Origin of the sequence: Marinicella sediminis (assembly GCF_002000055.1) — a bacterium.
GTDB classification, from domain to species: domain Bacteria; phylum Pseudomonadota; class Gammaproteobacteria; order Xanthomonadales; family Marinicellaceae; genus Marinicella; species Marinicella sediminis.
In genome coordinates this window covers 25,792-46,225 of sequence record NZ_MVBD01000009.1, presented here as the reverse complement: position 1 = coordinate 46,225, position 20,434 = coordinate 25,792, and the positions used below count along the sequence as shown (strand labels likewise).

The following is a 20,434-nucleotide window of genomic DNA, read 5'->3' as shown; positions in this document are numbered from 1 at the left end:
AGCAATTATCACTGAAAAAAAACCTTCATACATATGTCACTGACCATCCACCCCATACCTGCATTCAATGACAACTACATCTGGATTGTGCACGACGGCAGTCATGCTGTCGTTATTGATCCAGGTGATGCTCAACCTGTTAAGCAATACCTGCAAGACCACCAATTGGACTTGACAACCATCCTGATAACTCATCATCATTACGACCACGTTGATGGTGTCAGTGAACTCTGTGGACTTCAGTCTTGTGATGTATTTGCCCCCCAGGACCAGAGGATGCCATTTGCATATCAGGCAGTCAGTGAAGGTGATGACGTTTGCATTTCAGCACCAAAACTGGAATTGAAAGTAGTTGAAACCCCCGGCCATACCCTCACCCACATTTGTTATTATGATCAACTGCGTTTGTTTTGTGGTGACACTTTGTTCAGCGCCGGCTGTGGCAGGATGTTTGAAGGAACAGCTGAACAATTTGTCAGTTCGCTGAATAAACTAAAAAACCTGCCTCCTTCTCTCTTGGTCTTTTGCACCCATGAATATACCCTCAGCAATTTGCTGTTTGCACAGCATGCTGAACCTGATAACACCGACATCAGGGCTCATCAAAACACAGTGAATGACTGGCGAAGTGAGGACAAGCCTTCACTGCCATCCACTTTAGCATTGGAACTGAAAATCAATCCATTTCTCAGGACCCATTTGCCAGATGTACAAAAGAATGTCAGCCATCACTGGCAAACCGTTTGTGATGATGAGACCCGCTGTTTTGCGCTGCTGAGAAAGTGGAAAGATAGTTTTTGATTGGCACTGGGTTTAAGACATAGTATTATGAATGTTAGGGGGGAGTTGTGATTATTAAATGAAAATAAAACCACAAATACTGGCGTTGTTGTTGATCACAAGCATGATTAATCAACCGCTTGCCCAGAATCCTGACTCACTGAACGCAGACCCACCAGATGTCCGGGTTGGTTATTTCGACACCCATCCCTTGTCCTTCAGAAATTCCAACGGTGATCCGGATGGCTTGATCATTGACCTGCTCAACGAAGTGGCGGCCACTGGGAACATGAAAATACAGTGGGTCTATGATGAGTTTCCCAATCACATCAACAACATCAAATCAGGTCGGATTGATGTCCTGGTCTCCGTCGCCTATTCCGAGGAGCGGGCACGGTACATGGATTATTCTGCCTTGAATTTCACCAATGTGTGGGGGCAGGTTTTTTTACCAGCTAACTCTGATATCGAAAGCTTGTTTGACCTGAACAACAAGTCCATTGCGTTACTGGAGAACGGCATCAATGGGCAAAATTTCTTACAACAATGCGAATTGTTTGAAGTCAATTGCCAGGCCGTTTATGCCAACAGTTATCACAAAATTTTCACCATGGTAGACAACGGCGAAGTCGACGCCGCAGTGTCCAATAACATGGTAGGAGCAGAGTTCCAGGACCAATATGACCTGCTGGCCAGCAGCATCGTATTCAACCCCTTTAAAGTGTATATCACCAAACCCTTGGGCGCCGACCCTGTATTCCTGAACCTGTATGACCAGAGGATGCGCCTCTGGAAGGATGATCCGGAGTCATTTTACTACCAGACCAGGATGAAATGGACTCATCAGAACCAACATGACACCATTCCATACTGGATTCTATACACCATTCTGGGTTTGTTTGTGTTTGCCCTGATTGCCATCATTGCAGCGGTTCTGTTCAAAAGGCAGGTCAATCGCAGGGTCAATGAATTGTCACAACGCGAAATTCAACTCAACCAAATCATTAACATCGTGCCGCACATGATCTATGCCAATGACTATCAGGGCAGGTTTATTCTGGCCAATGATTTCGCCTGTGATTTTTTTGGCATTGAAAACAAACAGGTTGAAAAAGAAAACATCTACGCCATTCTTAAATCATCACCCAACTTTCAAAATCTGATCGCCTACACCACCTCATCCAATCCATTCAACACTGAAATTGAGGCGAGAAACAGTCGGGGTGAACAGATTTCACTGATGATGTCCAAAGTCCCGTATTCAGGCCGTAATGACAAAGAACCGGCCGTGGTCACAGTGGGTGTGGACATCAGCCAAACCAAACAATATGAAGAAGAAATAGAATACCTGGCCAATCATGATGCGCTGACTGGATTACCCAACCGCTTGCTGCTCTCCGACCGGCTAAAATCCTCACTGGCCAGGGCAGAACAATTCAAACATGTGGGGGCCATTCTTTACATTGACCTTGACAACTTCAAGAACATCAATGACTCACAAGGGCATAAAGTGGGTGACAAACTCATCAAAAAAGTGGCCATCATGTTGAAAAAATCCGCCACTCCCGGAGACACCATTGCCCGTTTGGGCGGCGATGAATTTGTCATCGAAATCCCTGAGTTGGACCAGGACATCAACAAAGCAGAACAACAAGCCTTGCTGGTTGCTGAAAAATTATCCACACAACTTAAGAAACCCATCATCATCGAAGATAAACAGTACAACATCACCGCCAGCATTGGCGTGGTGGTCTACCCACGGGATGGCAACCGCCAATCCTTGTTGATCCAACGTGCAGATACAGCGATGTATGAGGCCAAATTCAACGGCCGAAACCGCATTCAGGTCTTTGAAAAAGGTCTGGAAGCCAAAGTCAAGAAACAACATCAACTGGAAAACGACCTGCGTCTGGCTTTGCAAAATAAAGAGATTGTGATGGTTTATCAACCCATAGTTGCAGCCGACAGCCTGAAAATGGTGGGCACTGAAATTTTACTCAGGTGGCATCATCCGGTTCGTGGCACCATCATGCCCACTGATTTCATCCCCATCGCTGAAAGTGCGCAATTGATTCTGGAAATTGGCTACTGGACCATTGAAAAAGCCTGTCAGCAAATACTCACCTGGCGGGAAACCACCGACCAGCCATTCTTTGTGGCCATTAACCTGTCTGTGATCCAATTCAGGGATCGGGAATTCCTTGGCCGCATCACAGACCTTGTGAATAAATACAACATACCCAGAAATTACCTTGAATTTGAAGTCACTGAATCCATCCTCCTGAACGAATCCGTGCGCTCGATGGAGGTTATCAACCAACTCAAAATGCTGGGCATCAAACTGTCAATTGATGATTTTGGCACCGGATATTCATCTTTCGATTACATCAGAAAACTACCCTTGGATAAAATCAAAATAGATAAATCCTTCATCGAAGATATCCCCAGTGACAACAACAGCGTGACCATAGTCAAAACAATTCTCAACATGGCTCATGAAATGAATTTACAAGTGGTCGCCGAAGGGGTTGAAAACAAAGAACAAATGGAGTTCCTCAGGGAACACCAGTGCCAGTTTTTCCAGGGCTATCTGTTCTCCAAACCCAAAGAAGTCAACAAAATACCTAAGAAATTCAGGTTTTAGCTGGCGGTTGCTGGCGTTCAAAAACCCAGTCATTGGTCTTTGACAACGATTCATCATACCGATAACCATTTACCACCAATTCCTTGATGTCATCTGCCGCATTGACTTTCTCTTTGATCAATGCCCTGGCCATCATCCCCCTTGCCTGCTTGGCAAAAAAACCAATTACCCGAGTTTTACCGGCTTTGGTATCTTTGAAATGTAAGGTAATGATTCGTTGATTAATTGCCTTTTTCTTAACCGATTTGAAGTATTCATTGGATGCCAGATTAACCACATAATCATCATCACCCTGCAGGTCCTGGTTGATCAGATCGGTGATCTGATGATCCCAGTACTGATAAAGGTTTTCTCCCCGGCTGTTATTCAAACGGGTTTTCATTTCCAGCCGATAAGGCAAAATGAGGTCCAATGGTCTGAGGTATCCATACAAACCTGACAGAATCCGCAAGTGCTGCTGTGCAAAATGCCAGTCAGCATCATCCAAAGTATCCGCATCAAGCCCACCATACACATCGCCTTTGAAAGCCAGGGCAGCCTGCTTGGCCCGCCCCAATTCAAATGGAGTCGAAAAGTCCTGAAATCGCTGATAATTCAATTCCGCCAGCGACTCGCTGACAGACATCAGAGAGGCAATTTGTGCAGGTTTCAGTTTCTTCAATCCCCTGGCCAATTCGGCAGCCTGAGACAACAACTGAGGCTGAGAGTGTTCAGAAATCGGATTCGGGTCAAAATCCTGACCCTTGGATGGTGAGAGTAAAATGATCATTTTATCTGGTCTAGTGTGGATTCAATGCTGTTAGTTATATGGCTTAATTCTGATGCTTCAATGATAAATGGTGGCATCAGATAAATCAGGTTCATAAAAGGCCGGATCCAGACTCCGGCCAGAACCATCTGCGCCTGAAACCATTCAATGTCCACCGGCTTAACCATCTCCAGAACACCGATGGCACCCAGCACCCTCACTTCCTGAACAGCCGGATGCCTGGCCAATGGCAACAGTTCTCTGTTCAGTTGTGATTCAATGCGTTTCACGTTATCCTGCCAACCACTGCTTAACAACAGTTCGATACTGGCATTGGCTACCTGACAAGCCAACGGGTTGGCCATGAATGTTGGCCCATGCATGAAGGCCGAAGAGATACCATCAACCACATGCTGACGACACATCACGGCTGACAAAGTCATGTAACCACCGGTCAGTGATTTACCCAGGCACATGATGTCTGGGACCACATCAGCATGTTGATATGCGAACAGTTGACCAGTGCGTCCAAAACCCGTGGCAATCTCATCAAAAATTAACAGCACCTGGTATTCATCGCACAAGGCCCTGACTGCTTTCAGGTATTCGGGTGAGTAAAAATTCATGCCACCAGCACCTTGTACGATGGGTTCAAAAATCACCGCGATGATGTCTTGATGATGTGCTTTGAGGGCTTCTTCAAATTCAGCCACGTGGCTGTCATGCCATTCATCGGCAAAGCCACAGTCAGGAGAAGCAATGAACATGTGCTCATTGAGTAAGCGGGTGAATTTATGATGCATGCCAGTCACCGGATCACACACCGACATGGCTCCAAAAGTATCACCATGATACCCTTTGGCAAAAGTCAGAAACCGTTGCTTGTCTGACAGTCCCTGTTCAAAACACCACTGGGCAGCCATTTTCATTGCCACTTCAACAGCCACTGAACCTGAGTCAGCAAAAAACACCCCGGCAAACTCATTGGCTGTCAAAGACATGAGCTGTTTTCCCAGATTAATCGCTGGCTCATGTGTCAAGCCACCAAACATGACATGTGACATGGATTTCAACTGTTCAGAGATGGCCTGATTGAGAACTGGATGGTTATATCCGTGAACACAACACCACCATGAGGACATGGCGTCAATCAGTTGTTCACCGCTCTCCAGCTGCAGATACACCCCACTGGCTGAGGCCACCGGATAAACTTTTCCAGGAGATGACAACTGAGTGTACGGATGCCATAAATGCTGACGGTCAAAATCCAGGTCCATTAATCGTTCACCACATGCCTGATCAGTTCTGAATCAAAACCACGCCGATAGAGAAAGGCCTGACGTTTTTGTTTGTCTTTGAAGTCCTCAATCGGCTGATCACGGTATTTTTTTTGATATACCTGCTCAACCAGTTGAAAAAAATCAACATCGGTTTCAGTCAGGCCAACCTGAATCAACGACTCACTGATGCCTTTGAGTTGCAGTTCCTTGCGAATCCGAACCGGGCCATATCCTTTGGCAGACCTGACCCGCCAATAAGAACAAGCATAACGTTCATTACTGAGCAGGTTTTCTTGCTGTAAATCCAGCAACAACCGCTCAACCAATTCAGCATCATGTTTCTTATTCAGTAGTTTGGTGCGCAATTCATCAACTGAATGTTCCCGCATCGCCAAAGAGCCAAGTGCGGATGCCCTGGCTCTGGCCGATGGAGAATGATCATGCTTTCGCTCAACCATTAAGACTCAAAAGGATCAACTTCCTCTGCCTTTTCGGCCTCAGCTTTGGGCAACAAAATATCGCGTATTTTTCCTTCCAGCTCAGCAGCATGCTCAGGGTTTTCTCTGAAATAATTTTTAGAGTTTTCTTTACCCTGACCAATCCTGATGTCACCATAGCTGTACCAGGCACCGGCTTTACTCACCAGGTTATGCGCCACGCCTAAATCAATCAACTCGCCCAGTAAAGAGATGCCTTCTCCATACAATATTTCAAATTGCACCTGCTTGAACGGCGGTGCCATTTTGTTTTTCACCACCTTCACCCGCGTGTCATTACCAATCACCTCATCACCTTTTTTGATGGCGCCGATTCTGCGGATGTCCAGACGAACTGAAGAGTAGAATTTCAATGCATTACCGCCTGTGGTTGTTTCGGGACTACCAAACATCACACCAATTTTCATCCGAATCTGATTGATGAAAATCACCATACAGTTGGTGCGTTTGATGTTTGCAGTCAGCTTTCTCAATGCCTGAGACATCAGCCTGGCTTGCAAACCCATGTGAGAATCACCCATCTCACCTTCAATTTCAGCTTTGGGTGTCAAAGCAGCCACTGAGTCGACCACGATCATATCAACTGCGTTGGAGCGAACCAGCATATCGCAAATTTCCAATGCTTCCTCGCCGGTATCTGGCTGAGAAACCAACAAGTCATCGATGTTTACACCCAGCTTTGCTGCATAAGCTGGATCCAGTGCGTGCTCAGCATCAATAAATGCTGCGGTTCCACCTTTTTTCTGACACTCTGCTACGGCATGCAAAGTCAGGGTTGTTTTACCACTGGATTCAGGTCCGTAGATCTCAACCACCCTCCCCCTGGGCAAGCCACCAATACCAAGCGCAACATCCAGTCCCAAAGATCCTGTTGAGTATACATCGGTGGTCAAAGCCTTGTTATCACCCATGCGCATGACTGAGCCTTTTCCGAATTGTTTCTCAATTTGGCCGAGGGCTGCTGCCAATGCTTTTTTCTTGTTGTCGTCCACTGTTTGCTCCACAATTTTTAAATTATTTTTCATGATTAATGAGACCTATTATCGCACGTTCTGTATGATGAAAAAATCAGTAAATTCTGATGATCACCGCTATAAATTCCGACTTATTCTGTATTATCAGTGGTTTATTCTCAAAACTTGAGAATGTAGATTTTTTAATTATTTTCTGGTGGCCTTTGATAGAATGTGTCGTTCATTTTCATTCGCGCCAGTAATGACAAAAAAATCAAAACACACACCGATGATGCAACAATTTCTGAAGATCAAGGCCGACTATCAGGATATGCTGTTGTTTTACCGGATGGGTGATTTTTATGAATTGTTTTTTGATGATGCCATCAAAGCGGCCAGGTTGCTGGACATCACCCTTACACACCGGGGAAAGTCCAATGGCGAGTCCATTCCAATGTGTGGCGTGCCTTTCCATGCCGCTGACAACTACCTGGCGAAACTGGTTAAACAAGGACTTTCTGTAGCCATCTGTGAACAAACCGGAGACCCTGCCACCAGTAAAGGACCGGTTAAACGCGAAGTACAACGCATCATTACTCCCGGGACAGTCACAGAAGAAGCATTGATGGACGCTCACCAGGAAAACCTGTTGCTTGCCATTCATCAGGATGGACGCGGTTATGGCTTGGCATATCTGGCACTCTCAAAAGGTTTGATCAAACTACAAAAAACCGACAGCTTCAGTACTTTGGAAGCACAATTGACAAGGCTGTCACCCAATGAGATATTAATTAATGAAAACAATGATTTAATTAATAAACTTAAAGCATTTAATTGCGTTGAGCGACCTGCCTGGGACTTTGATGCAGAATCGGCCGAACACACGTTAACCAAACAATTCCAGGTTCACGACCTCAGTGGCTTTGGCATTGCTGAATCCGATGTATTTTTACCAGCAGCCGGGGCTTTAATTCAATACATCAGACACACCCAGAAAGGCGAACTCAAACACCTGCAGCCACCACAGGTGGAAGCATTGGAAGGTTATTTGCACATCGACGCCCAATCACGAAAAAACCTCGAGATTGATCACCACCCAGATGGTAAGGATGAACTGACCCTTTGTGGCTTTTTGGATCAATGCTCCACTGCCATGGGTTCCAGAAAACTCCGCGACTGGGTTCGTCAGCCTTTGCGTGACCGGCTCATTTTGAATCGTCGGTTGAATGCCACAGAGCAGCTCATTGAATCAGCAGAAGTGATGAACCTGCAAAGCCAACTCAAAGCAGTGGCTGACCTGGAACGTATCGTCACCAGGATCGGGTTATTAACTGCACGGCCCCGTGACCTGGTGGCACTGAGGGAGTCTTTACAAGCCATTGCTGAATTGCAACCCAGCCTCACCCGCATTCAATGCGACGAACTGAATCACATCATCCCACAACTGGATCCGCATCAAAATGTCCATGTGTTACTGGAACAGGCCGTTAAAGACAATCCACCTGTGGTCATCCGCGATGGTGGGGTGTTGGCCGATGGCTATGACGACACCCTGGATGAGCTGAGGTCAATCAGCACCGATGCCGGACAGTACATGCTGGACTTTGAAACCAATCAACAAAAAGAAAGTGGCATCAATGGTTTAAAAGTTGGGTACAACAGGGTTCACGGGTATTACATTGAAATATCTAAAATTCATGCTGATAAAGTTCCTGAGCATTACATTCGCAGACAAACATTAAAGAGTGTGGAACGGTACACCACACCAGAGCTGAAAACATTTGAAGAAAAAGTCTTGTCCAGCAAAGAAAAGGCATTGGCACATGAAAAACAGTTGTATGAAAACCTTCTGGTCATATTGACTGAACACATCAAAACGCTGCAACAATGCGCGCAGGCCATCAGTGAATTAGACGCACTGTGCAACCTGGCAGAACGCGCTATCACAAATCAATTTTGTAAACCGGAACTCACCAATGACCTGGTCATAGACATCAAACAGGGACGTCATCCGGTGGTGGAAACCATTCAGGAAACACCTTTTGAGCCCAATGACCTTTCTTTAAGCGAAGCCAACCGCATGTTGGTGATTACCGGACCCAACATGGGTGGTAAGTCTACTTATATGCGACAAACAGCGATCATTGTTTTGATGGCCTCTATGGGTAGCTACGTACCCGCTCAACAGGCCACCATCGGAGACATAGATCGCATATTTACACGCATCGGAGCGGGTGATGACCTGACCAGGGGACGCTCCACGTTTATGGTGGAAATGTCAGAAACAGCGACCATACTACACAACGCCACAGCCCATTCACTGGTGTTGATGGATGAAATCGGCAGGGGTACCAGCACTTATGACGGACTGTCATTGGCACATGCCTGCGCCATTCATCTGGCCGAAACCAATCAGTCTTTTTGTTTGTTTGCCACCCACTATTTTGAAATTACCGGACTGGCAACACACCTGGAACGCATCAGCAATGTTCATTTAAGTGCCGTAGAACACGGTGATGGAATTGTGTTTTTACACACCGTGAAACCAGGCGCAGCCAATAAAAGCTACGGACTGCAGGTGGCAGCCCTGGCTGGCTTACCTGCAACAGCTTTAAACAATGCCCGCAAGTATTTGAAGCAATTGGAAAATCAACAATCAGACGAACAACCAATGCAGTACAGCTTGTTTGCAGAGACGACAACCCAATCCATCAGCAAAGTTGAAGAAAAAATCAGCAGCATAGATCCAGACGAGCTGACAGCCAAACAGGCACTGGATCTGGTTTATCAGCTCAAGAAACTCAATCGTCAGGATTGAAAGGATACTCAGAGGTTAAATTCAATTTTATAAACCCGGGTGAGATTGCCCTCGATGCCTTGATTACGTGGCGGATCAAACAGCCACTCATTAACTGCCTGAACAGCAGGCTTACCAAACAGGCGGCCTTTTCTGGAATATTTAATGGCATTGGCAGATACCACCTGGCCATCGGCATTGATGGTCACTTCCACATCAACCCACCCTTCAACGTTCTCAATGGCTGCCCTGACTGGGTATTTAACGGGTGTTTGTTTGATGATTGACCATACGTACTCTGATTCTTCAGATTGTGCTTCAGAAACGGCATCCATGCTGGTGTCCACTGGTGGCTCAACCGCAGCCAATGATTCATCGACGGTCAATTCCTCTGTACTGGCCACATTGTCAAGCTGTGCATCTGTCTCATCATCTCCAACAATCTCTTCAACCACTTCTGCCACTTGTCCGGTAGCCGGTTGGGTTGGAGACGCCTCCATATCAGTCTCTTCGATCGCTGGCGGCTCATCTGGCTGGCGTTCAACCACCGCCTCTTCGACAGGCAACAATGCTTCTTGTTCATCATTGATATCAGGTGAAGCTTCTTCAACAGGTGCTTGCTCTGGCTGTTCATCAACCAAGACTTCCACAGGTTCACTTACTGTGACCGGCTCAACTGCCTCAGGTTCGGAGTCTACAGATTCGGTGTCCTCTGGTAACTCCGCACTGATGGGCAGATCAATGACAATATCGGCTTTGGGCTTGATACCAAATTCCGACATATCCAATTCAATGTCATTATCGATGTCAGGTTTGAAATCCGGGGTATTAAGGTCGGCCGTGTTTTGTCGTTCAGGCAAGCCCTCAGACCAACTGGGTCTTTTGGACGACGCTTCTGTTTCTTCTTCCTCTTGTGCCCAACCGCTGGAAACCAGCAGAATCAGGCCCATCGTGCTCAGCATTTTTTTATACATTTTTTTACTCGGGAGATAACGCTTATTTAATGTATTGTAACGACTGCTTCACACTTTGCAATATCTTTAAATTTAATTGTTGACTTTTTTACCAGTTTACCTTCTCTTTGTTCAAAAAAGCATTCAGTCCTTTTTGGCCTTCAGCCGACACCCTGACCGCAGCGATGACCTGCGTGGTGTATTCATCAATCTTTTGTTGTTGTGGCAACGTTCTGCCGACCACTGACATCACCAGCTTCTTACTGATTTCTTTGGCATTGGGACCGGTGGATTGTAAGAACGAGAGTTGTTTATCAACCCAGGATTCCATTTCTTCAGCGGCCATGACTTCGGAGACAATACCAAGATCCATGGCCTTCTGTGCTTTAAAAATTTCAGCTGTCTGGAAATAACGTCTGGCCTTGCGCGTGCCAATGGCATCAATCACATATGGGGAAATAACTGCAGGCACCAAACCCAGTCTGGATTCAGTCAGGCCAAACTTGGCATCTTCAGCTGCAACCACCATATCACAACAACAGGCCAGACCCACACCACCACCAAGGGCCAACCCTTGAATCACCGCAATGGTGGCCTTGGCATTGAAGTTTATGGCCCTCATTAAGGCAGCTAATTTTTCAGAATCAGCCTTGTTTTCTTCTTCTGAAGCCTGAGCCATGTCACGCATCCAGTTCACATCAGCTCCGGCTGAAAAAGAAGCACCATTGGCACGCAATATAATGACGTTGATTTGCTTGTTGTCATTCAGCGACCTGAAACAACTGGTCAGCTCCTCAATCATTTGCGCATTGAAAGCATTGTGTACTTCAGGACGGTTCATGGTCACCGTGGCAACCCCGTTTTTTCCTTTGTTCAATTGAATGGTTTTGTATTTAGAAAACATCAGATTCTCCTGTGTATTTACATTCTGAAGACGCCATAAGAAACGTCATCAACATCAGCATGTGTACTGGCTTCAAGCGCAAGTGACAAAATTTGTCGGGTATCCCGAGGGTCTATGATGCCATCATCCCACAACCGCGCAGTTGAATAATATGGGTGACCCTGATCTTCGTATTGCTGTTTGATGTCATCATAAAAAGCCTGTTTCTCCTGAGCATCCCATTTTTTGCCCGTTTTGTCATGGCCATCTTGTTTCACCGTGGTCAGTACCGATGCAGCCTGATCACCACCCATCACAGAAATCCTTGCATTGGGCCACATCCACAAAAAACGTCCCTGATATGCCCGGCCATTCATGGCATAGTTCCCTGCTCCGAACGAACCGCCGATTACCACAGTGAATTTAGGAACCTGTGCACAGGCCACAGCAGTCACCATTTTGGCACCGTCTTTGGCAATGCCTGCATTCTCGTATTTCTGACCAACCATAAAACCAGTGATGTTTTGTAAAAATACCAGTGGAATTTTGCGTTGATTGCACAGCTCTACAAAGTGAGCACCCTTCAGAGCGGACTCAGCAAACAAAATACCGTTATTGGCCACAATACCAACCGGGTAGCCATTGATGTGAGCAAATCCACATACCAGCGTGGTACCGTATTTTGCTTTGAATTCCTGAAACTCAGATCCATCTACAATCCGGGCTATGATTTCTTTGACATCATAAGGAATCCGGGTTGACTGCGGAATGATGCCATACAACTCATGTTTGGGGTAAAGTGGCTCTCGTGGCGACTGACGGGTTAACCAATGGTGCACAGGTCGATTCAGAAATCGCAAGCTGTTGCGGGCCATTTGCAAAGCATGCTGATCATTTTCTGCAAAGTGATCTGTGACTCCCGATTGCGAAGAGTGTACTTCAGCACCACCCAGCGATTCAGCATCCACCTCCTCTCCTGTGGCTGCTTTCACCAATGGTGGCCCACCAAGAAAAATGGTGCCCTGCTCTTTGACGATGATGGCTTCATCACACATGGCTGGAACATATGCCCCACCAGCTGTGCATGACCCCATAACAACGGCGAGTTGTGGAATGTTTTTCGAAGAAAGTTGAGCTTGATTGTAAAATATACGACCAAAATGGTCTTTATCAGGAAACACCTCATCCTGCAATGGTAAAAATGCACCACCAGAATCCACCAGGTAGACACAAGGCAAATGGTTTTCAGCAGCCACTTCCTGAGCCCGGAGGTGTTTCTTTACTGTCATGGGGAAATAAGTTCCACCCTTGACCGTGGCGTCATTGGCCACCACCATAACGGGTTGCCCATGGACCACTCCGACTCCGCAGACCATACCAGCAGCAGGTGCTGCTCCCTGATACATGCCATGTGCGGCCAATGGCGCTATCTCCAGAAACGGACTGCCCGGGTCCAGTAACAAACGAATGCGGTCGCGGACCAACAGTTTGCCCCGCTGGGTGTGTTTATCTCTGGACCTGGCTGAGCCACCCTGAGCGGTGGTTTCCAGTTGTTGTTTTAAATCATCAACCAATGCCGTCATGAACTGACGATTTTCATCGAACTGAGTTGAAGATGAGTCAATTTGCGTTTTGATGATTTTCATGTTTATACCAATTCAATGGCAATGGCAGTCGCTTCACCACCACCGATGCACAATGAAGCAACCCCTCTTTTCAATCCTCGGTTTTTCAGCGCGTGAATCAAGGTGACCAGAATGCGATTACCTGATGCACCAATGGGATGACCCAGTGCAGTGGCTCCGCCGTTGACATTGACTTTATCATGCGGAATATTGAGTTCTTCCATGGCGGCCATGGTGACCACCGCAAAGGCTTCATTGATCTCAAACAAGTCCACATCTGAGACCTGCCAGTTTATCTTATCCAACAATTGTTGCATGGCGCTGACCGGAGCAGTGGTGAACCACTCAGGTTCATGGGCAAATTGATGATGTCCGACAATTCGAGCCATCGGCGTCAGGTTATGTTCAGCGACATACTCCGCCGAGGCCAGTAAAGTCATTGAGGCTCCGTCTGAAATCTTGGATGCATTGGCTGCAGTGACTGTGCCGTTTTCTTTGCGGAAAGCAGGTCTGAGGTTGGGAATTTTACTGATGTCACATTTTGGTGGTTCTTCGTCCTGGGCGACAGTGACGGTAGACTTTCTGTTGCTGACTTCAACCGCGGCAATTTCATCACTGAAAGCGCCTGATTCGATGGCCTGCATGGCTCGTCTGACTGACTCTGCACTGAATTCATCCTGAGCTTCACGGCTGTAACTGTATTGATCGGCACATTGTTCAGCAAATGCACCCATCATGTTGCCATCATATGGATTCTGTAAACCATCGAAGAACATGTGATCCAGCATTTGAGCGTGGCCCATGCGATAACCACCACGGGCTTTGGGCAACAAATATGGTGCCATGGTCATCGACTCCATACCACCTGCCAGTACCAATTGAGCGGATCCTGCCTTGATGGCATCATGAGCCATCATCACCGTTTTCATCCCCGAACCACATACTTTATTAACTGTGGTACAACGCACAGAAAGGGGCAAGCCGGCATGCAACACCGCCTGTCTTGCTGGCGCCTGCCCCAGCCCTGCGGGTAATACACATCCAATGATGGCTTCTTCGACATCATTGGGGTTGATGCTCACCTGGTCAACGGTTGCTTTAATGGCTTCGGCACCCAGCCGGGTTGATTCGGTGTTGGCAAATTGCCCTTGAAATGAACCAATGGCGGTTCTTTTGGCGGCAACAATGTATACCGCATTATCGATGGCTTTGGTCATGACTCTTCTCTCAATATGTTGGGTGATTTTGCTTTGCCTGTTGTGTTGGTCTGTCAAGCAAACTCAGTGGTCTTTGCCCGACATCCAACGTACTTAAGTGTGTGGCTGCCGGGATTATGTCAAAGTTATTTATGATTTGGCACTGCGGTACAGTTCGCGGCCAATCAACATCAGTCTGATTTCATTGGTGCCGGCACCAATGTCATACAGTTTAGCATCTCTCAGTAAACGACCGGTTGGGTATTCATTGATATAGCCATTACCTCCCAGTACCTGAATCGCTTCTGTGGTTAACTGGACGGCAGCACTGGAAGCAAAATAAAGGCAGGCCGCCGGATCCAAACGAGACTCAATGCGGCGGTCGTAATCTTTAGCAATTCCATAGGCGAAGTACCTTGAGGCCTGCAGATCGGTGTACATTTTGCCAATTTTCGCCTGCATCAGCCCGAATTGGCCAAGGTCTTTACCAAACTGTTTGCGTTCAGCCGTGTATGGCACGGCCACATCCATGGCTGCCTGCATGATACCTATTGGACCGCCTGACAAAACCAGTCTTTCTGTGTTCAGACCTCCCATCAGGATGCCCACACCAGCATTGACCTTACCCAATACCTGACTGTCCGGAATGCGGCAATCTTCAAACACCAACTCACAGGTGTTTGAACCTCGCATTCCCAGTTTGTCAAGTTTCTGTGCCGTACTGAAACCTGGCATGCCTTTTTCAACCAGAAATGCCGTCATACATTGGGAGCCGGCAGATGAATCTGCCGTGCGCATGTAAACGATCAGCACATCAGCGTCGGGGCCATTGGTGATCCACATTTTGTTGCCATTGGCTATCCAGTGGTCCCCATGTTTAACGGCGGTACAACTCATTGAGCCAACCACGTCAGATCCGGCGCCCGGTTCACTCATCGCCAATGCACCAACATACTCACCACTGCACAGCTTGGGCAGATATTTTTGACGTTGTTCTTCGGTGGCGTGTTTGTAAAGATTGGCCACACAGAGGTTTGAATGAGCACCGTATGACAAGCCCACTGAAGCAGAGCCCCTGGAAATCTCTTCCATGGCTATCAGGTGCGCCAGGTAACCCATTTCTGAACCACCATACTCACCTGGCACCGTCATACCAAGCAACCCCAGGTCACCCATTTTTTGCCACAAATCAGCCGGAAACAAATTATCCTGATCGATTTGTTCAGCCCTCGGTGCGATTTCTTCCGCGGTGAATTTTCTGACGGTGTCTCTCAGCAACTCCAGGTCTTCATTCAAGGCAACATCATAATTCATCAGTTGTTACCGTTTTTAGATCGACCAGAGAACTTGACGTTTTTCTGACACATAAATGGCAACTTCACTTTACCCATTTTCTGGATGCGCTCCTCTCCCATGCGGTCAGCAGCCTTCCAGGTGGCGATGCCGTCGCGATCGGCAATGTCAAAGATTCGTTTGATGTTGTAATAAATATTACGGGTCATGCGCAAAGCACGTTCTCTGTTATACCCTTCCAACTCAATGGACACATTCATCAGGCCGCCGGCATTCACAGCGTAATCAGGTGCATACACCATGCCACGTTGTTCCAATTCGTCACCGTGACGGGTTTCAGCCAATTGATTATTGGCACTGCCACAGACAATATCAAAGCCAAATCGGCCAATGGTGTCATCATTCACCGTGGCACCCAATGCACAAGGTGAATAAACCTGCGCATCTACGTCGTATATCTCATCCAGACCTACGGCTTCACAACCATAATTATCCACACAGTGCTGAATGGCTTCTTCATTGATGTCAGTGACAAAAATCTTGGCGCCATCTTTGTGCAGCAATTTAACCAGTTCCATTCCAACATGACCGACACCCTGGACAGCGTAAGAATAATCACCAATGTTCTGATTACCAAATTTTTTCTCCAGACTGGCTTTGATGCCCTGGTAAGTTCCATATGCAGTGAACGGTGAAGGATCACCTGAACCACCGTGAACCTGATGAACACCAACCACGTTTTCAGTTTCCTGGAACACATACTCCATGTCATTGACATCGATCCCAACATCCTCAGCAGTGATGTATCGCCCACCCAATGAATCAATGAAGCGACCAAACGCGCGGAACAACTCTTCAGACTTGTCGGTTTTTGGGTCACCAATAATGATGGATTTCCCACCACCCAGATTAAGACCTGAAACAGCGGCTTTGTAAGTCATGCCTCTGGACAGACGCAGCACATCATTCAGGGCTTCCTGTTCAGTCTTGTATGGCCACATGCGCAGCCCACCCAATGCAGGGCCCAGCACAGTGTTATGAATGGCAATGATGGCTTTTAATCCCACGTCTTTGTTATGACAAAAAACAACTTCTTCGTGCTCTGTCTTATCAATGGTCTCAAAAATATTCATGTTGTGTCCTCATCAAAACAGTCTGCAATGACTGTTTACTTGGTTAAATTTGAAAATTCTGGGTCGCAGAATCGTGTGTCCCCCTTCAAATTCGAAAGCACACCAATCCTCTGGTGCTGATCTTGAAGGATGTTGGGTGAATGAACGATAAAAAACACGCTCATTTCGAGCGCGCGCAATTATACAACAATCCTGTTAAATTTGCATCAACAGCAATTACTCAAACCGACTTGGGGTAGGAACCCAGAATGTGCAGATTGGAGGTATATCTTTGCATTTCACTGATCGCATTACTCAACTGTGGATCCTCAACATGACCCTCTACATCGATGAAAAACACATAATCCCATTTATTCTTTTTGGAGGGGCGTGATTCAATCCGGGTCATACTGATTCCCTGGTCATTCAATGGTCGAAGGATGTGAAACAACACACCAGGTTCATCTTTAGCAGCCACCATAAGTGATGATTTATCATCACCGCTTGGTGCCAGCAACTGTTTACCGATCACCAAAAAACGGGTGGCGTTGTCAGTTTGGTCCTCAATGTCTTTGTGTAATATTTTGAGACCATACATGGCTGCAGCGGATGCTCCGGCAATCGCCGCTGCATGTTCGTTATAGGATGCTTTACGAGCGGCTTCAGCGTTGCTGTTGACCGCCATGGTATCAATGTGCGGGGCATGTTCCCTCAACCACATTCTGCATTGTGCCAGGGATTGGCGGTGAGAAAAAATCACCTGAATGTTCTCCAGCGACTCCTGTTTGGACATCAGGTTATGATGAATAGGAAAATCCAGCTCCCCACAAATTTTCAATGGCGAATTGATGAACATATCAAGGGTGTTATTAACCGCACCTTCGGTGGAATTTTCAATCGGCACCACCCCAAAATCAGCCACACCAGCTTCTACTTCAGCAAACACCCTGTCAATGGTGGCTTCAGGCATGGCTTTGACTGAATGACCAAAATAGCGGTAGGTGGCCATTTCTGAGAAAGTGCCTTCCGGTCCCAGGAAGGCTATGTTCAGCGGTTTTTGCTGTGCCAGACAGGCTGACATGATTTCTTTAAATAACCGGACCAGCGCCTCATCGGATAAAGGACCCTCATTGCGTTCTTTGACCGCTCTGAGCACCTGAGCTTCACGCTCTGGGCGGTAATAAAACCCACCACTTTCGGCTTTGCTTTTACTTTGTGCCACTTCGTTGGCAATGGCCGCTCTTTGCGTGATCAGGGATTGAATATGCTCATCAATGCCATCAATTTTAGTGCGCAAGGATGTCAGCCATTCCTGGTTGTCTTCAGCCATGATAATTATTCATCAAAAAAGAGCATTCTACTGCGAAAGCACAAAAAAACCGACCCTGAGGCCGGCTTTTCTTAGACAAATTTCATCTGCTTAATCAAAGCTGCTGGCAAAGATCAGGTCGTTCAGGTGGGTTTTGAAAATTTCAATGGCATTGTCAATGCCTGCGGCCACCAGAATCCATTGATTGGATGTATCAATATCCAGAGCCACTGGCCCCGCCATGTTATCAATGTCCTGTACATCATCCTGCTCTATGTCAGCGAAAGCCAAGTCGCCGAATCCCGCATCCGCCTGGATGGCATTGCGTTCAAAAGTAACCATCGTTGAATCTTCAAAACCCAGCACGTACAGTCGGTCACCGCTGGCATTACCCAGTAAAGCAGCAGGAGAATTCAAGCCAATGAAGTCACCATTTGCCTGTGAAATGGCTTCTTCAAAAGCGATAACACCATTATCATCAATGGCAAAAGTCGCCAATGAATCTACAGCACGGCCAGCCACATAGACTTGTTTGTTGTCATCTGAAACCCACAAAGCCGATGCACCTCCAATGCCGCTGATACCAGAAATGCCATTTTTGAACGATTGCTGATAAGTCAACAAACCGGTAACCACATCGCGTTCAAACACCACCAATGAGGAGGAGAAGTCTGCAGCCACCAATACATATTGTCCATTGGGTGAGACCACCACATCAACTGGTCGATCCATAAAGGTCACTGTGGGTCCACTGTCACCTGTGTCATCCACCCCCTGATATTCAGATTCAAGGTGAGTCAGACTGCCATCAACATCATTGATCTCAAACACAGCGATGCTGTTGGAAATACTGCCAGCTGCATACAGGTGTTTACCATCGGCACTGATATCAAGTCCATAGACTCCATTGATTCCTAACGCAGTTGGGCTGTTGTTTTCAACCACCTGAGTAAGGCTCAATGAACCGGTAACTGCATCTCTGGACATTGACATGATGGCCTGATCTTCACTGGAAGCAGCGAACAGGAACTGGCCATCCGGAGTGAACGTGATGTCACGAATCAAACCAAACAAACCTGCTTCAAAACCTGCTGTTCCGGCATCTGTTTTTTCAAGAAAAGTCATTTTGCCATGTTTAAAACCGAACCTCAGAATTGAACCACCTGCTGCCAGACTGGACACATACACCTGTTTTCCATCAGCGCTGAACTGCACATCAGAAGGACTGATCAACTCAGGAACTGCATTGCTGTCAACCTGATCCGATGAAGTGGTTTGCTCATCTTTGTTGGCATCCAGAATAAAGGCCTTTAATTCACTGTTGACCAGTGTAGTATTCACTGGGTTAGACAATAAAACAGTCATGAATTCAATGTCTTCCTCAATACCATCAGCCAGAAAATCAACTGCTATATTTGCCTGGCTTGAACCTGCAGGAATGGTGAGTTGTCCACTGCTACTGACAAAATCAACACCTGCCATTGCGCTGCCAGCCACCGTTTGATAAGTAACCTGAACATCCTGCTCATAGCTCCTGGATAATTTCAGCTCAAAGGTTTGTGTTAAAACACCATTTTCTGGTTCAAACACCACCCGATCAAATCCACGTAACTCAGGCAATCCGTCGTTATCCAGAATGGTTGCCACTCCACGGTCAAATTGAATGATGCCATTTTGTGCGTTGGACAACACCACATCAAAAGTCTCAGTGGACTCAATCAGGGCATCACCACACACCGGCACCCTGACCAGGGCTTGGGTTTGACCAATGGGAATGGTGGCAGTACCAGAACTGTTGAGGTAATCCACATCAAAGTTACAGGCATCGGCACCCACCGCTGTGTCATCCACTGTAACCCAGTCTACAGTGACCACCGCATCTGAAGAATTCGATAAAGTCACCAATAATTCAACGTCCACCTGTCCACTGTCTGTTTCAGTCACTGAAGCACCCGAGATGTTGATCACAGATGCATCACCGGACAAATTGATGGGGTCAATGTCAAGACGCTCAGCCACCCCATATTCACCAATCAAAACTTCAGCAACCAGACTGCCATTGATGTAGATCGAAGCAGGATCACCTGGCCTGGCTTTACCAAACTCTCGAGGATCATTGGCATCCATCGGCACCCTGAGTGCGTACAGGCCATTAAGGCTTTGATCTGTACCCATGGCATAGTTGGCCACCGTGATCAGTTGATTGTTCAGATAAATCGATACTTCAGATTCAGTGGCCAAAGGGCCGCCAAACCAGGTGGCGGTTCCGTACAACACGTAGTCAGGTTGGGACAGTTTTGCATTGGCCATCACTGGCATCAGTAATAACCCCATCAAGACCCATTTCATATGATGTAATTTCAT

At 46.9% G+C, this 20,434-nt stretch carries 15 protein-coding genes; 3 read left to right on the top strand and 12 right to left on the bottom strand.

Annotated features, from left to right (window positions below; genetic code table 11):
- Window positions 1-33: 33 nt before the first annotated feature.
- Both gloB and B0475_RS12650 read left to right on the top strand, forming a co-directional pair.
- Complete coding sequence (gene gloB, locus B0475_RS12655; protein ID WP_077412239.1) at window positions 34-801, top strand: hydroxyacylglutathione hydrolase; 768 nt, start codon at window positions 34-36, stop codon at window positions 799-801.
- 58 nt (window positions 802-859) lie between these two features.
- Complete coding sequence (locus B0475_RS12650) at window positions 860-3,424, top strand: EAL domain-containing protein (RefSeq protein ID WP_077412238.1); 2,565 nt, start codon at window positions 860-862, stop codon at window positions 3,422-3,424.
- Here the strand turns inward: B0475_RS12650 and yaaA are convergent.
- Genes yaaA through recA form a run of 4 tightly spaced genes read right to left on the bottom strand, consistent with a single transcriptional unit; the run spans window position 3,414 to window position 6,941 of the window.
- Window positions 3,414-4,193 carry a peroxide stress protein YaaA gene (gene yaaA / locus B0475_RS12645; RefSeq protein ID WP_077412237.1) on the bottom strand — a complete coding sequence of 260 codons (780 nt, stop codon included), beginning with the start codon at window positions 4,191-4,193 and terminating at the stop codon, window positions 3,414-3,416. The genes B0475_RS12650 and yaaA overlap by 11 nt on opposite strands.
- Window positions 4,190-5,449, bottom strand: coding sequence for an adenosylmethionine--8-amino-7-oxononanoate transaminase (gene bioA / locus B0475_RS12640; protein WP_077412236.1), 1,260 nt, complete (start codon window positions 5,447-5,449; stop codon window positions 4,190-4,192). Before bioA ends, yaaA begins: the two co-directional genes overlap by 4 nt.
- A complete protein-coding gene (locus tag B0475_RS12635) occupies window positions 5,449-5,910 on the bottom strand; it encodes a regulatory protein RecX (RefSeq protein ID WP_077412235.1) in 462 nt (153 codons plus the stop codon). The genes bioA and B0475_RS12635 overlap by 1 nt, the downstream gene beginning before the upstream one ends.
- Window positions 5,910-6,941: a recombinase RecA gene (gene recA / locus B0475_RS12630; RefSeq protein WP_077412355.1), complete on the bottom strand. Its 1,032-nt coding sequence runs from the start codon at window positions 6,939-6,941 to the stop codon at window positions 5,910-5,912. Before recA ends, B0475_RS12635 begins: the two co-directional genes overlap by 1 nt.
- Before the next feature lie 250 nt (window positions 6,942-7,191).
- Between recA and mutS the strand changes: the two genes are divergently transcribed.
- Complete coding sequence (gene mutS, locus B0475_RS12625) at window positions 7,192-9,720, top strand: DNA mismatch repair protein MutS (RefSeq protein WP_232781882.1); 2,529 nt, start codon at window positions 7,192-7,194, stop codon at window positions 9,718-9,720.
- Between the two features lie 8 nt (window positions 9,721-9,728).
- Here mutS and B0475_RS12620 read toward each other — a convergent pair whose 3' ends face one another.
- The 8 genes from B0475_RS12620 to B0475_RS12585 form a co-directional block, all read right to left on the bottom strand.
- Complete coding sequence (locus tag B0475_RS12620) at window positions 9,729-10,673, bottom strand: TonB family protein (protein ID WP_077412233.1); 945 nt, start codon at window positions 10,671-10,673, stop codon at window positions 9,729-9,731.
- 88 nt (window positions 10,674-10,761) lie between these two features.
- Entirely contained in the window at window positions 10,762-11,556 is a 795-nt protein-coding gene (locus B0475_RS12615) for an enoyl-CoA hydratase-related protein (protein ID WP_077412232.1), read from the bottom strand.
- A gap of 17 nt (window positions 11,557-11,573) precedes the next feature.
- Entirely contained in the window at window positions 11,574-13,181 is a 1,608-nt protein-coding gene (locus B0475_RS12610; RefSeq protein ID WP_077412231.1) for a carboxyl transferase domain-containing protein, read from the bottom strand.
- A gap of 2 nt (window positions 13,182-13,183) precedes the next feature.
- Window positions 13,184-14,377 carry a thiolase family protein gene (locus tag B0475_RS12605; RefSeq protein ID WP_077412230.1) on the bottom strand — a complete coding sequence of 398 codons (1,194 nt, stop codon included), beginning with the start codon at window positions 14,375-14,377 and terminating at the stop codon, window positions 13,184-13,186.
- A 129-nt stretch (window positions 14,378-14,506) separates the two neighbouring features.
- A complete protein-coding gene (locus tag B0475_RS12600) occupies window positions 14,507-15,670 on the bottom strand; it encodes an acyl-CoA dehydrogenase family protein (RefSeq protein WP_077412229.1) in 1,164 nt (387 codons plus the stop codon).
- Window positions 15,670-16,782 carry a Glu/Leu/Phe/Val dehydrogenase dimerization domain-containing protein gene (locus B0475_RS12595; RefSeq protein ID WP_077412228.1) on the bottom strand — a complete coding sequence of 371 codons (1,113 nt, stop codon included), beginning with the start codon at window positions 16,780-16,782 and terminating at the stop codon, window positions 15,670-15,672. The genes B0475_RS12600 and B0475_RS12595 overlap by 1 nt, the downstream gene beginning before the upstream one ends.
- Window positions 16,783-17,002: 220 nt before the next feature.
- On the bottom strand, window positions 17,003-18,091 hold the full coding sequence (pheA, locus tag B0475_RS12590; RefSeq protein ID WP_077412227.1) for a prephenate dehydratase: 1,089 nt from the start codon (window positions 18,089-18,091) through the stop codon (window positions 17,003-17,005).
- 90 nt (window positions 18,092-18,181) lie between these two features.
- Window positions 18,182-20,434: a beta-propeller fold lactonase family protein gene (locus B0475_RS12585; RefSeq protein ID WP_077412226.1), complete on the bottom strand. Its 2,253-nt coding sequence runs from the start codon at window positions 20,432-20,434 to the stop codon at window positions 18,182-18,184.

Bases quoted from the DNA above. Each gene is read 5' to 3' on its own strand.
- B0475_RS12595 (WP_077412228.1), bottom strand. From the start codon at position 16,782: ATGAATATTTTTGAGACCATTGATAAGACAGAGCACGAAGAAGTTGTT.
- gloB (WP_077412239.1), top strand. From the start codon at position 34: ATGTCACTGACCATCCACCCCATACCTGCATTCAATGACAACTACATC.
- B0475_RS12635 (WP_077412235.1), bottom strand. From the start codon at position 5,910: ATGGTTGAGCGAAAGCATGATCATTCTCCATCGGCCAGAGCCAGGGCA.
- bioA (WP_077412236.1), bottom strand. From the start codon at position 5,449: ATGGACCTGGATTTTGACCGTCAGCATTTATGGCATCCGTACACTCAG.
- yaaA (WP_077412237.1), bottom strand. From the start codon at position 4,193: ATGATCATTTTACTCTCACCATCCAAGGGTCAGGATTTTGACCCGAAT.
- B0475_RS12650 (WP_077412238.1), top strand. From the start codon at position 860: ATGAAAATAAAACCACAAATACTGGCGTTGTTGTTGATCACAAGCATG.
- mutS (WP_232781882.1), top strand. From the start codon at position 7,192: ATGATGCAACAATTTCTGAAGATCAAGGCCGACTATCAGGATATGCTG.
- B0475_RS12605 (WP_077412230.1), bottom strand. From the start codon at position 14,377: ATGACCAAAGCCATCGATAATGCGGTATACATTGTTGCCGCCAAAAGA.
- B0475_RS12620 (WP_077412233.1), bottom strand. From the start codon at position 10,673: ATGTATAAAAAAATGCTGAGCACGATGGGCCTGATTCTGCTGGTTTCC.
- B0475_RS12615 (WP_077412232.1), bottom strand. From the start codon at position 11,556: ATGTTTTCTAAATACAAAACCATTCAATTGAACAAAGGAAAAAACGGG.
- pheA (WP_077412227.1), bottom strand. From the start codon at position 18,091: ATGGCTGAAGACAACCAGGAATGGCTGACATCCTTGCGCACTAAAATT.
- B0475_RS12610 (WP_077412231.1), bottom strand. From the start codon at position 13,181: ATGAAAATCATCAAAACGCAAATTGACTCATCTTCAACTCAGTTCGAT.
- B0475_RS12600 (WP_077412229.1), bottom strand. From the start codon at position 15,670: ATGAATTATGATGTTGCCTTGAATGAAGACCTGGAGTTGCTGAGAGAC.
- B0475_RS12585 (WP_077412226.1), bottom strand. From the start codon at position 20,434: ATGAAATTACATCATATGAAATGGGTCTTGATGGGGTTATTACTGATG.